We start from the raw sequence: 12,514 nt of genomic DNA on the forward strand, positions 1-12,514 counted from the left end.
CTCAGACCCTCCTGTTCAGCAGAACCATGAATATCCAGAGAAGCATCAGGATTATTGCGAGGATCATTGCTAAGGTTGCACCTCTCTGAGTTCCAAAGACTATTGGGATTGGCCCTATCATTATGACCCCTCCACTCTCAACTTCAGCCTCTCCACTTGCTGCTGTCATTAATGTCCCTATGAACACTAAGAGAAACCCTATGAAGATCATTGCTATTCCCGCTATTATTAGAAGCTCCCCTTTCATAGCCATCATGAGATTGTATTTTTGCAAGTTTTTAAAGCTTAACCTAAAGATTATTAAAGCAAAGCCTGAAAGCTCTATTATGCTGGTAATGGTTGATCTTGATGACACCCTCTGCAACACCTGGGAGGCTGGAAAATATACCATAATTAGGCTTTTTCCTCATCTCATAAGGAAAAGAAAATTCAAAGCGCTGTTTTATATTTTGACTGCCCGGTATAGGGAGCTGGAGCAGTCAAGGGAGCTTTTGGTTCTTGATCTGGACAAGCTCCTTCAGAGAATTATGGAGAGGGTGTACAGCAGAGTTAAGAGAGAAGATTTGGAAGAGATGCTTGAACTCGTTGATAGAACGTTCTTTTCAAATCTCAAGCTTTTTCCAGATGCTAAATATTTTCTTGAGAAGCTTAAAAAAATTGATGCAAAGTTGGTTCTTGTGACTGACTCATCAACGTACTGGCAGAGGAAAAAGCTTGAGTATCTCGGCATAAAAGACTACTTTGATGGAATAATAATCAGTGGAGAAACGGGACACAGCAAACTTGATCCCCACAACTTCTTACTTGCGAGGAGGATGTTTCCTAATGAGGATGAAGTTTACATGGTTGGTGATAGAGATGATACAGACATGAAAGGTGGCAAGACAGTTGGAGCGGTTACAATACTCGTGAAAAGAGGGTATTTTAAAGGCAAAAGGTCAAAATATGCAGATTACGTTGTCAAAGATTTGATTGAGGCGCTGGAGGTGATCAAGTGTGAGCATGAAAAGCGAGATAAAGCGTAAATCCCTCCACCTGACGGGTTTAACTGTTCCTGCGGTTTATCTTCTTTTTGGCAAAGAAGCTGCTCTCTTCTTTGTTGGTTTGTCTTTTGTAATGTTTATCGTTCTTGAACCTCTCAGAATTGTGGAGCATTTTAGGGATAAATTAAAGAAAAAGCTGGGTCTTTATGTTGATAGACAGCTGATCGAGATCGTTGAGAGAGAAATAGACATTATAGCGAGAGAGCATGAAAGGAGGAGCATTGGGGCGCATATCTATTTTGCCCTTGCTGCGTTTGTCATAGTTTACTTCTTTCCCAGGGACATTGCCATCGGATCTATAGCTGTTGCGACTTTAGGAGATGCCGTAGCTGCAATAGTTGGAAAGCCTTTTGGAAAACATCGCTTTAAGAACGGTAAGAGTCTGGAAGGCAGCTTGGCGTATTTTGTAACTGCCCTGCTCATTCTATCTTCCCTCATTGACCCCCCACACGCATTGATTGGAGCATTGGCTGGAACTTTGGCTGAATTCTATGAGCTTCCCCCTGATGACAACTTCTCGAATCAGTTGGCAGTTGCTGTTACGCTCTATGCCTTTAGAAAAATGGCATTTTGAAAAAGAGGATAAAATGAAGAAAACAGATCATCCAATTGTGACCTCTGCAAACGTGCTTATTGTGTCTGCATCAGTCCATTCCTGTCCTGGATCGAGGTCGTGAACTGATGGATCGTCTGGCAAGGTCTCCACTGCTGAATCGCCGGCGTTTGCTCCGGTTATCCATGCCACTATGCCGATCTTTGTCGGCTTTCCTCCAAGGGCATCCCACGGAATTGCGACTTCTAATGTCTGCAGACCGTTTGTACTCCCTGTCCATGCTACAAATCCGAGATCTTGAAGGTTATAGTACTGCCATCCAGTGCCGTTCCAGAGCACAAGCTGCATGGTTTCAATTCTGTCAGTTCCTTTCTCTCCAAAGAACTCCCCGAACCACCAGAAGTAAAGTTCTGCATCAACACCTCTTGTGAAGCTTATTTTTCTTCCCCATCCATCGGTATCCCCTGTATAGCCACCATCTTTATAGTCTAAGGCAAATCCATAGGCAATTCTCCATGAAGCTTTGTTTTCAGTTGTTAATGCGATGTAAAGGAAGTTATCATCGTAATCGACATACAGTGCTTTAAGATTTGCCCCCTGCTGTCCAAAGCCTGTTGTATCTTCATAAACCAATGTTTCTGGACTCCAATCATCTAAATTGCCGTCAATCTTCTTTGTAAGCTTATTGGCTAAGAGCTCGCCCTGCACTGCATTGAGGAACTTTTCAACTTCTCTCTGAATTCTTAGGAGCCTTGAATATGCCGCAAATATTTTCAAGCTTCCTCTGAGCTCCATGTTCCTTATTCCTATCATCTCCCTCCCTTCATTGAACATGGAAAGGCTTTCATTAAGCTGCATCTGGAAGTTCGTTATATTCTCTCTGTACTTAATTGGAAGCTTTGCTGCAGTTAAATTTTTGAGGAGTTCTTCGACCAGGGGGTACTTCTTTTCATAAAGCCTTGGCCATACATACTTGCCAAGGTTTATCATGTCGCTCTGGGTCTTTACTGCTTTTCCAATTTCAAGTTCCAATGTGGCAATGTTGTTTTCCTCATTGACCTCTTGAATAACATTTTCAGGGTCAACAACTGCTTTGAAGACGTGAGTTCCCCATGAACCGGGATATTCGTAGGTGTACACCAAGTTAACTGAGCTTTCCGCGGAAACATTTACAATCCACGAACTGAGAAGTTCATCATTGTCATAAAGCTCAACTTTAACGTTCTTGGCATCAACTTTGCCCAGGTTTTGGACTTCAACTGTTAGGTTGGCTGGCTGCCAGGGTTCTATGTCCAGGACATTTGAACTCAATTTTACAGTTAATTCGGGTTTTGGAATTGGGATTTCGATTACTGCAAAGTTCGATAGATAGTCTTGGTCTGTCCAGTCACTCCCATCAACGTCTGGGTCTAATGGAACAGTATCAACGGCTGAATCGCCACCAAAGCTACCTGCAACCCATGCTATTATGGCGAGTTCAGATGTTCTTCCTCCTATAGCACTCCATGGAATTGCCATCTCAAGGATCTGCAATCCATTTCCGCAGGTGGCAGCATATGTAACAACACTTCCAACATCTTGATAGTCCCAGCCGTTCCCATTCCAAGTTATGAAGTTTCCACCACCAATTTTATCATTTCCACTGTCGTACCAGAAGTAAATCTCGTAATCTATCCCTCTTGAGAATCCTATTTTTCTTCCCCAAGCATCGGTATCTCCGGTATATCCCCCATCTTTGACATCAAGCCCAAATCCGTAGACGATTCCCCAGCTTGCAGTATTGTTTGTTGTTAATGCTATGTAGAGGTATTTGTCATCGTATGAAACATACAATTTGTCCAGATCTGCACCATCTGGACCATCTAATGTGCTGACTCCAACAATCTCGTAGTTTTCCCAATCACTTAGGTTGCCGTCGATGGTCTTTGGAGCTACCTGGATTTCTGCGAGATTTGTGAAGTAATCAGTATCTCCCCATTCATCTCCGTTGAACCAGCTGGCATAAGGTTCATCAAGACTTTCCATCGCTGGGTCCCATGGCACAGAGCTGACTGCTGAGGAATCTCCCCCGCCTGCAATCCAAGCTATCAGTGCGAGCTTTTCTGGTTTTCCACCGAGCGCTGTCCAGGGAATCTTAACCTCCAATGTCTGGAGACCGGTTGAGGTGTCTCCGGTGTATGCAAAACCTGCCCCAACGTCTGCCAGCGCTTTATAGTCCCATCCTCCGCCAGTCCATGTAATGAAGTTGTCTGCTGTGATGCCGCTACCACCGCTATACCAGAAGTAGATCTCGTAGTCAATTGCATATCCGTTTCCAAAGCCAATACGTCTTCCCCAAGCATCCATGTCTCCAGTGTATCCATTTCCGGTTCCTGGATCAATGTCAATTCCAATTCCATAAGCCAAGTCCCAGCTTTGAGAATTCCTTGTGGTTATCATAATGTACAGATATTCATCATCCCATGCAACATATAGGTTATTCAGATTTGCACCTGCGAGCCCATTGTCGTTGGCTGTAGCTATATAATCAAGTGTTCCCCAGTCGCTTAAGCTTCCATCAAGAACTTTTGTTCCATAAAGTCCACTCACTGCTGGCACTAAGCCCAGCACAATAAGTACAACAATAACAAAACTCAGACCTTTTTTCATACTGAGTCACCCCGGGTGATAATTGTTCACCCTTGTTGATATATGAGCATGATAATGTTTATATACCTTTTTGAATATCACCGTTAGTGATAATTATGATGGAGGTGTCGCAATGATAAATTTCATCTTTGGCATTCATAATCATCAGCCCCTTGGGAACTTTGGGTGGGTTTTTGAAGATGCTTACAACAAATCATACAGACCATTTATGGAGATCCTTGAAGAGTTTCCCTCAATGAAAGTTGCTGTTCATTTCAGCGGTCCCCTCCTTGAATGGATAAACGAAAACCATCCAGAGTATATTGAGCTTTTGAGAAAGCTTGTAAAAAGGGGTCAGCTCGAAATAGTTGTTGCAGGATTTTATGAGCCGGTGTTAGCAGCAATACCAAAGGAAGACAGGATTGAGCAGATAAAACTCCTTAAGGAGTTTGCTAAGAAGTTGGGTTATGACGCAAAGGGTGTATGGCTTACTGAAAGGGTGTGGCAGCCAGAATTGGTAAAAACTCTCAGGGAGAGTGGAATTGAGTATGTTATAGTAGATGATTACCACTTCATGAGTGCCGGACTTAGCAAGGAAGATCTTTACTGGCCGTACTATACTGAAGATGGGGGAGAAGTTATAGTTGTATTCCCAATTGACGAAAAGCTAAGGTACCTGATTCCTTTCCGTCCCGTAGAAAAGACCATTAGATATTTGGAAAGCTTAGCTGACAGCGATCCTTCAAAGGTCGCTGTTTTCCATGATGACGGTGAAAAATTTGGAGTTTGGCCTGGAACTTATGAATGGGTTTATAAAAAAGGCTGGCTTAGGGAGTTCTTTGATGCCGTCACAAGCAATGAGAGAATAAACCTCATGCTTTACTCTGAGTATCTTTCGAAGTTTACCCCAAGAGGGCTCGTCTATCTGCCGATAGCATCATACTTTGAAATGAGCGAGTGGTCTCTGCCAGCAAAACAGGCAAAGCTTTTTGTTGAGTTTGTTGAAAAATTGAAAAGGAGAGGAGAGTTTGAAAAGTACAGGGTATTCGTTAGGGGCGGCATTTGGAAGAACTTCTTCTATAAGTACCCGGAGAGCAATTTCATGCACAAAAGAATGCTCTATGTTAGCAAACTTGTCAGAAATATTCCTGAAGCGAGGGGGTACATACTTAAAGCCCAGTGCAACGATGCCTACTGGCATGGTGTCTTTGGCGGTGTTTATCTGCCTCACTTGAGGAGAGCAGTTTGGGAGAACATCATAAAGGCACAGAGCTATGTCACCACTGGAAACAGGGTTTTTGACGTGGATTTTGATGGAAGAGATGAAATCATGCTTGAAAATGGAAGGTTTATAGCAACGATCAAGCCTCATTATGGAGGCTCAATCTTTGAGCTTAGCTCAAAGAGAAAAGCTGTTAACTACAACGATGTTTTAGCAAGAAGATGGGAGCACTACCACGAAGTTCCCGAAGCAGCAACTCCAGAGGAAGAAAGCGAAGAGGGCGTTGCAAGCATTCATGAGCTTGGTAAGAAAATCCCTGAGGAAATTAAGCGTGAGCTGGCTTATGACTGGCACCTCAGGGCTATTTTGCAAGATCACTTCATATCAACTACGGAGACTCTTGATACTTACCGCTTAGTTAAATATCATGAGCTTGGAGACTTCGTTAATCAGCCGTATGAATTTGAGCTTAATGGAAATAGTGTAAAGCTTTGGCGCAATGGGGGAGTATATGCCGAGAAAAAAGTTCTGGCAAGAGTTAAGAAAGAAATTGAGCTTACAAATGACGGCTTCTTGGCAAAATACAGCGTTTCACTTGGCGAGCCTTATGAAGTCCTCTTTGGAGTTGAACTTAACTTAGCCGTTCACAGCGTCATGGAGAATCCAGAGGAATTTGAAGCCGATAGAATACTCGTGAACGACACTTACGGTATTGGTAAAGTTGAGATAATCTTAGACAGAAAAGTTAAGGTATGGAAATTCCCAATTAAAACCCTCTCACAGTCGGAGAGTGGCTGGGACTTCATTCAGCAAGGAGTAAGCTATACTCTGTTGTTCCCAATAGAGAAGGAGCTTGAGTTTGAGATTAGGTTTAAGGAGCTCTGATTTTTAAAATTTTAAAAACAAAACGGCCGATTATGGTTATCTTTCGCCCCTGACTTTATGATGCGCTGGATATCTGGGGCTTTATTCTAAAGTCTATTGGCTTTTCAAGACGCCAGACTTTGCAGAAGGAGCACTTCTCACCCAAAGCTGGCATTCCACATACTTTGCACTCCTTGAGTTCTACTTCTTCAATTTCCTGCTCAAAGAGGTGTCTTTTCCTTAGGTAACCTTTCACGAAGTTTATCTTTGTCCCCGGTCTTTTTTCTTCCATATTATTCAGAATCTCTTTATAGCTCAGAGTGGTCGCTCCCCTTGCATGCGGACATTCTTCAACCATGTAGTCTATACCAACCGCTAAGGCATACGCAACAACTTCCCTTTCTGTGACTTCATAAAGGGGCTTGACCTTTTTCACGAATTTGCCTTCTCCGGGCAATAAAGGCCCTTGCTTGGCCAAATACTGGGTATTCCAGTTCATTATATTGCCAAAAATGAACGACGCTTCATCATCTAAGTTGTGTCCCGTAACGATAACATCAAAGCCATTGTCATAGGCGAATTTGTTGAAGATGTACCTCTTAGTTATTCCACAGTAAGAGCATGTGGGGCGGGAAGTTTTAAGCTTACCAATCCCGGCTCCCAAGAGCTCTCTAACTCTAACTATATGAAGCTTAGCATTTATCATCTCACACTGCTTTTTGGCATATTCTTCACTTTTAGCTGAGTACTCTCCAATTCCGAGGTTGATATAAAGGCACTCGATATTGTAGCCGAGTTTTTTGAGCACGTAAGAGACAACGGCTGAGTCTTTACCTCCGCTCACAACCACAAGAATTCTCTCGTCTCTTTTTAGAAGCTTGTATTTCTCAATAGTTCTCTTAACTTTTCTCTCAAAATACTCTATGAAGTGCTCTCTGCAGAGATACATTTTTGGATAGTGGAGCTTGATGAATGCCTTTCTCTCACAGAATTTGCACTTCATGTTCTCACCTAAGGAAAGGAGAAGGGGGAGATTTAAAAAACTTGCCTATCTTAATGATTATCCCTCTAAGCTTTCAATTCTTTTCTTCCAGTTGCCTGGTTTTTTGAAATCTTTTTCTGTGTAATTCCCCTCTTTTTTCAGAATTCCCCTCGCAGCTAAGAGCCCTGTTGCGGCAGCGTTTACTATATCTCTGGAAAGCCCAGCACCATCGCCGGCGGCGAATATGTTTTCTATGCTGGTTTCTAAGTTCTCATTTACTTCAGCTCTCATTGCATAGTATTTAATTTCAGGAGCATAGAGCAGAGTATGATCACTTGCAACTCCGGGGATTACTTTATCTAACTTTTCGAGACCTTCTATTATATTCGTGACAACCCTATGGGGCAGAGCCATGGCTATATCCCCTGGGGTAACGTGTTTTAATGTCGGTTCAACGTTGCTCTTCCTTATCCTTGCCCATGTACTCCTCCTTCCTCTCCTTAAATCACCTAAACGTTGCAGAATTGGTTTTCCTCCACCGATCGTTGTTGCCAGCTGAGCGATGCTCTTTCCATAAGCTGTTGTGTCTTCAACGGGCTCTGTAAGCTCTATTCTGCTCAAAAAGGCGAAATTTGTGTTGTTGCTTTTTCTATCTCTCATTGAATGTCCATTTACACCAACATAACTATCATATCTTTCCTCCACAACAAAACCGTATGGATTTGTGCAGAATGTCCTAACGAAGTCGTCGTATGTGTCTGTGTAGATGTGAAACTTTGGATCATGATTTATGCTTGTTATGGGCTCCATCACTATGGCGGGAACTTCAACCCTAACCCCCACATCTATTGGGCCGTGTCTGGCTTTTAGTCCAATTTTTTGGGCTACCTCGTGGAACCAGTCGGCTCCTCCTCTTCCGGGAGCTACAATTATGTATCTGGCTTTAGCCGTGAAGACAGTACCTCCTCTCCTCGCTACGACTTCACCTTGCCTAAATTCTTCAACTTTTGTCCAGAGAATGAACTTTACTCCCTTGCTTTCAAGATATTCTTTGATTGATTTTATCACTTCCTTTGTATGATCTGAACCAATGTGTCTCTGAATTATTGGGATGAATTTTACCCCTGCCTGAGCAGCCCTCCTCTCCCATTCTCGAATTTGCTCTTCATTCCCTTTGTAAAGCCTTCTTGGTGCTCCATGTCTCAGAAATATTTGATCAACTTCCCACACGAGCTGCCAAGAATAGTTCTCATCGTGTGTAAGTTCAGTTAAATCGCCGCCGATATCTGGTCTTAGATTTATTGTTCCGTCGCTTAAGCCTCCAGCTCCTCCAACGCCGCTCATTATGTGACATGGCTTGCATCCAACACAGTAGCCGACTTCATACATTGGGCAAACTCTCTGGTCAATATCTCCACCTTCATCTATCACAGCTATTTTAAAATCGCTTTTCTCTGCAAGCTCATAAGCGGCAAAAAGACCTGCTGAACCTGCTCCTATAATGACAACGTCAAACTTTTCTTCAAAAGAAACCATATATCCCTTACCAAGGTTTGCAGTGTGCATACTTATAAAATTTGTGATCTTGGCACCCACAGAATGAGAACAGGCTGAAGTACCATAAACTTTATAATAATTTGTATCAAATATGTGTTTTAGGTGAGTATAGAATGACACAGAAAGAGGATGTAAAAAGAGTTCAAGTTACATTTACTAAGAATCAGTGGGAGCTAATTGAGAAGTTTAGAGGAATTTTGGGCCAAACGGATGCTGAGATTGTTAGAAATATTGTTCTTACTTGGTTGTCTGAAAAGTCAATCGTATCAACAACCATTAAGAAGTGGATGGAGGAAGAATAAATGATGAAAACTGTTCATAAAATTGTCTTTGGGGATTCTAGGAGGATGTATGAAGTTGAGGATGAGAGTGTTCATTTGGTAGTGACTTCTCCGCCGTATCCAATGATCGAAATATGGGATGATCTTTTTAGAAGGTTAAACCCGGATATTGATAAAGCCTTTGAAAAATTAAAGGCTACAAGCAATAAACAGAAAAAAGAACGAATTGTTAGGGAAATTTATGAGTTAATGCATGAGACTTTATTGCCAGTCTGGGAAGAGGTTTACCGGGTGCTTGTCCCCGGAGGGATTGCATGTATCAATATTGGAGATGCAACAAGAAAGCTTAATGGTAATTTTAGACTGTTTCCAAATCATGCGAAAATCATCGAGTACTTTGAGAAGATTGGCTTTATCACACTGCCATATATCCTTTGGAAGAAGCCCACAAATAAGCCTAATGCATTCTTAGGTTCTGGGTTTTTACCACCAAATGCTTATGTTACATTAGATGTTGAATACATCTTAATATTCAGGAAGGGAGAACCTAGGAAGTTTAAACCGAAAGATCCATTAAGATATGCAAGTAGATACACTAAGGAGGAGAGGGATAAATGGTTCAGTCAAATTTGGGAAGATGTTAAAGGAGAGCGTCAGACGCATCCAAAGATAGCGAGAAGAACTGCAGCATACCCGGAGGAGATACCAAGAAGATTAATCAGAATGTTTTCAATAATAGGCGACACAGTGTTAGATCCGTTTTTGGGAACTGGAACTACCACAAAAGTCGCAATTGAGTTACAAAGGAATTCAATAGGGTATGAGATTGATGAAAGCCTAAGACCAATAATTGAAGAGAAGATAGGGGTAAAACAAAGAAGATTGGGAGTAAATTTTGAAGTCAAATTTATTTATCGCGAATAAATGATCCGCAACAGCCTAAAGTGCTGTTAATACCGGAGAATAATCAATTACAATCTTGTTTTTCTTTTTCTCGTAAACAATTAGATATCCTTTGAGCTCTTCGGGCAGATGCCTTTCCTGCATAACATAAGTTTTAGGTTTTATTGACACAGGGATTTCCCTGTTTTTGAGGATAATTACTCCATCAATGCCCTTTGATTCTTCTTCTGGAGTGGCAAGGCGATAACCTGCTCCAACTTCTTCTGCTACTTTTTTCAGAATAGCCTCCTGCAGCATAAGGCCTTCATATGTTTTGACGAGAACCAAATCTTCTACCCACTTTCTTACATCCTCTTCATTCAAGTGCTCCAGTGCTTCTTTAAACTTACCAAGCATATCCCATATTTTTCTTGTTGCTTCATCTATCGCCTTGGGATATTTCCGCAAATACCATTTCTTCCAATCCTCAAATGTTTTACCCCCACTTTTCCTGAATTCTTTAATTAACTCGCTCATCTGGCCAACAACTTTTGGACGTGTTCCCTGTGCAAACTGATTTGCAAGATTAATTAGTTGTGAAGAATACTTTGGTAGCTCTGGTTTAGGGGGCAACCTGAGAAGTTCTCTTTCTTCATCAGAAGTAATCTCTACTATGCCCGTAGGTGTCTTCATAAATGTCACCATTTCTCTTTTTGCCTTTTGACTTTATTTTACTTTTCCATAGTATTTCGCATAAATAGAGAAAGATTTAAACACATTTTTGTCCAATATATTATGGTGGCATGGGTGGAACGTGCCGAAAAGTTGAAGAGAAAGAAGATGCATATTGTTGTAGGAAAAAGAAAGCACCTCCAAATGCAGAGAAAGGAGGAGCTGAGCCATAATATTAGGTACATATCCAAGGTTCCTGTTAAACTTGTTATGGATACGGATTTCCTAAAAGTTCATCCAGAGGATCCACTTACAACCCTAATAGAAAACCTCAAAGGAGAGGAAACCTCTGCAGTTGTTGTTGATGAAAAAAACAGGCTTTTAGGATTTATTACGATGAAGGATTTGCTTCATTTCTTCAGTCCACCTCGGAGGTATTCGATTGTCGGTCTTGGACTCTTGAAAAGGTACACGCTAAACAGGGCATCAAGGGTTGAGGACATAATGGTCACGAAGCCGATAACAATTCATATCGACGATAATCTGGGTCATGCAATAAAGTTGATGATTGAAACTGGTAAGCATCATCTTCCCGTTGTTGATGGTGAAAAACATGTTCATGGCATTTTAGAGGTGAAGGACATAATAAGGCTTATCAGGATTGTATCTGTTTAGGGGCGATAAAGTTGGATATATTTCTTGAGCTTGCAACCATACTAATAGCTGCAAAGGGTTTTGGGTATTTAAGCTCACGCTTTGGACTACCGGCTGCATTGGGTCAGATAGTTGGGGGAATTATACTTGGACCTTCTCTTCTGAATCTTGTTACTTACGGGGAAGGTGTCAGACTTTTAGCGGATCTTGGTGTTATTATGCTACTCTTTTTAGCAGGTCTTGAAACTGATATAGAAGAATTTAAAAATGTAGGATTTCCGTCTTTTGTAATAGCTTTGCTTGGTGTTCTTGTGCCATTTTTGTTTGGGTATTTTATAGCAATTGAATGGGGTTATCCGCAGATGCAGGCACTTTTTCTTGGCGGTGTCATGACTGCAACAAGTGTTAGCTTGACAGCCAATGTTCTTATTGAACTTAAAAAATTGCGCACCCGTGTTGGTGCTGCAATTCTGGCTGCAGCAGTGGTTGATGACGTTTTAGGTATAATGATACTGACCATACTTGTTGCTATGAACACGAAGGGAAGTGTTTATGTTGAGGATATTGTGATTCTGGTTGGTGAAATAGTGGTGTTTTTTGCGGTGAGCATGCTCATCGGGAGTAGAGCTATAAAAGAGATTCTGAGAGGTTCACATAAGATAAACCTTCCAGAAACTGTAACAACAATAGCTTTGGCGATAATGTTGATATTTGCTTACTTAGCAGAACATTTTCAGATAGCAGCAATAACTGGGGCATATCTTGCTGGAATACTTGTCGCTGGCAGTGAAGATGCCAAAAAGATTATTGACAAAATCATAACTATTGGGTACTCCTTTTTCATACCCATATTCTTGGTTGGTGTTGGTGCAGAAACTGATGCCCATGTTGTAATTACTGCGGGAGGGTTTGCATTTATTTATTCGTTCCTTGCAATAATTGGGAAGATCATTGGATGTGGTGCTGGAGCGTTAATTTCAAAGTTCAAAGTAAAAGAAGCACTCCAGATAGGTGTGGGAATGATTCCAAGAATGGAAGTTGGCTTGATCATGGCAAATATCGGATTGGCTGAGGGAGTTTTGGATAGAGGAGCATTTTCAATTTCAATAGCTATGGTCATGATTACAACCCTTGTAACTCCTCCTCTTCTAAAGTGGGCATTTGCGAGGGAGTGAG

The 12,514-nt window shown here is 41.7% G+C and carries 12 protein-coding genes; 7 read left to right on the forward strand and 5 right to left on the reverse strand.

The genetic code is table 11. The features are described 5' to 3' along the window. Window position 1: 1 nt before the first annotated feature. The gene (locus VFC49_RS07890) at window positions 2-247 is read right to left on the reverse strand and encodes a TIGR00304 family membrane protein (RefSeq protein ID WP_324736696.1); all 246 of its coding nucleotides are present in this window, start codon (window positions 245-247) and stop codon (window positions 2-4) included. Between the two features lie 79 nt (window positions 248-326). Here VFC49_RS07890 and VFC49_RS07895 point away from each other — a divergent pair, with 79 nt between their 5' ends. Both VFC49_RS07895 and VFC49_RS07900 read left to right on the forward strand, forming a co-directional pair. Beyond that, entirely contained in the window at window positions 327-1,025 is a 699-nt protein-coding gene (locus tag VFC49_RS07895) for an HAD family hydrolase (RefSeq protein ID WP_324735087.1), read from the forward strand. Then, window positions 997-1,617 (forward strand): SEC59/DGK1/VTE5 family protein, encoded by a 621-nt coding sequence (locus tag VFC49_RS07900; RefSeq protein WP_324735088.1) that lies wholly within the window; start codon window positions 997-999, stop codon window positions 1,615-1,617. Before VFC49_RS07895 ends, VFC49_RS07900 begins: the two co-directional genes overlap by 29 nt. Before the next feature lie 27 nt (window positions 1,618-1,644). Here VFC49_RS07900 and VFC49_RS07905 read toward each other — a convergent pair whose 3' ends face one another. Further along, on the reverse strand, window positions 1,645-4,245 hold the full coding sequence (locus VFC49_RS07905) for a CARDB domain-containing protein (RefSeq protein WP_324735089.1): 2,601 nt from the start codon (window positions 4,243-4,245) through the stop codon (window positions 1,645-1,647). A 112-nt stretch (window positions 4,246-4,357) separates the two neighbouring features. Between VFC49_RS07905 and jtg the strand changes: the two genes are divergently transcribed. After that, window positions 4,358-6,331 (forward strand): 4-alpha-glucanotransferase, encoded by a 1,974-nt coding sequence (jtg, locus tag VFC49_RS07910; RefSeq protein WP_324735090.1) that lies wholly within the window; start codon window positions 4,358-4,360, stop codon window positions 6,329-6,331. Between the two features lie 55 nt (window positions 6,332-6,386). On the opposite strand, the gene VFC49_RS07915 is transcribed toward jtg, so the two are convergent. After that, on the reverse strand, window positions 6,387-7,313 hold the full coding sequence (locus VFC49_RS07915; RefSeq protein WP_324735091.1) for a TIGR00269 family protein: 927 nt from the start codon (window positions 7,311-7,313) through the stop codon (window positions 6,387-6,389). Window positions 7,314-7,370: 57 nt separating this feature from the next. Continuing rightward, a complete protein-coding gene (locus tag VFC49_RS07920; RefSeq protein WP_324735092.1) occupies window positions 7,371-8,858 on the reverse strand; it encodes an NAD(P)/FAD-dependent oxidoreductase in 1,488 nt (495 codons plus the stop codon). A 104-nt stretch (window positions 8,859-8,962) separates the two neighbouring features. Between VFC49_RS07920 and VFC49_RS07925 the strand changes: the two genes are divergently transcribed. Both VFC49_RS07925 and VFC49_RS07930 read left to right on the forward strand, forming a co-directional pair. Beyond that, window positions 8,963-9,151, forward strand: coding sequence for a hypothetical protein (locus VFC49_RS07925; protein WP_324735093.1), 189 nt, complete (start codon window positions 8,963-8,965; stop codon window positions 9,149-9,151). After that, window positions 9,152-10,054, forward strand: coding sequence for a site-specific DNA-methyltransferase (locus tag VFC49_RS07930; protein WP_324735094.1), 903 nt, complete (start codon window positions 9,152-9,154; stop codon window positions 10,052-10,054). It begins immediately after the preceding gene. A 15-nt stretch (window positions 10,055-10,069) separates the two neighbouring features. Here the strand turns inward: VFC49_RS07930 and VFC49_RS07935 are convergent, their stop codons facing one another. Further along, window positions 10,070-10,705 (reverse strand): MjaI family restriction endonuclease, encoded by a 636-nt coding sequence (locus VFC49_RS07935; protein ID WP_324735095.1) that lies wholly within the window; start codon window positions 10,703-10,705, stop codon window positions 10,070-10,072. A 102-nt stretch (window positions 10,706-10,807) separates the two neighbouring features. On the opposite strand from VFC49_RS07935, the gene VFC49_RS07940 reads away from it, so the two are divergent. Both VFC49_RS07940 and VFC49_RS07945 read left to right on the forward strand, forming a co-directional pair. Then, window positions 10,808-11,359, forward strand: a complete 552-nt coding sequence (locus tag VFC49_RS07940; protein ID WP_193385900.1) for an HPP family protein — start codon at window positions 10,808-10,810, stop codon at window positions 11,357-11,359. Window positions 11,360-11,370: 11 nt separating this feature from the next. After that, window positions 11,371-12,513, forward strand: coding sequence for a cation:proton antiporter (locus tag VFC49_RS07945; RefSeq protein WP_324735096.1), 1,143 nt, complete (start codon window positions 11,371-11,373; stop codon window positions 12,511-12,513). Window position 12,514 lies beyond the last annotated feature (1 nt).

Origin of the sequence: Thermococcus sp. SY098, assembly GCF_035621495.1 — an archaeon.
GTDB lineage: Archaea > Methanobacteriota_B > Thermococci > Thermococcales > Thermococcaceae > Thermococcus_B.

Bases quoted from the DNA above. Each gene is read 5' to 3' on its own strand.
- VFC49_RS07930 (WP_324735094.1), top strand. From the start codon at position 9,152: ATGATGAAAACTGTTCATAAAATTGTCTTTGGGGATTCTAGGAGGATG.
- VFC49_RS07935 (WP_324735095.1), bottom strand. From the start codon at position 10,705: ATGAAGACACCTACGGGCATAGTAGAGATTACTTCTGATGAAGAAAGA.
- VFC49_RS07925 (WP_324735093.1), top strand. From the start codon at position 8,963: ATGACACAGAAAGAGGATGTAAAAAGAGTTCAAGTTACATTTACTAAG.
- VFC49_RS07915 (WP_324735091.1), bottom strand. From the start codon at position 7,313: ATGAAGTGCAAATTCTGTGAGAGAAAGGCATTCATCAAGCTCCACTAT.
- VFC49_RS07920 (WP_324735092.1), bottom strand. From the start codon at position 8,858: ATGCACACTGCAAACCTTGGTAAGGGATATATGGTTTCTTTTGAAGAA.
- jtg (WP_324735090.1), top strand. From the start codon at position 4,358: ATGATAAATTTCATCTTTGGCATTCATAATCATCAGCCCCTTGGGAAC.
- VFC49_RS07895 (WP_324735087.1), top strand. From the start codon at position 327: ATGCTGGTAATGGTTGATCTTGATGACACCCTCTGCAACACCTGGGAG.
- VFC49_RS07940 (WP_193385900.1), top strand. From the start codon at position 10,808: ATGGTGGCATGGGTGGAACGTGCCGAAAAGTTGAAGAGAAAGAAGATG.
- VFC49_RS07890 (WP_324736696.1), bottom strand. From the start codon at position 247: ATGAAAGGGGAGCTTCTAATAATAGCGGGAATAGCAATGATCTTCATA.
- VFC49_RS07905 (WP_324735089.1), bottom strand. From the start codon at position 4,245: ATGAAAAAAGGTCTGAGTTTTGTTATTGTTGTACTTATTGTGCTGGGC.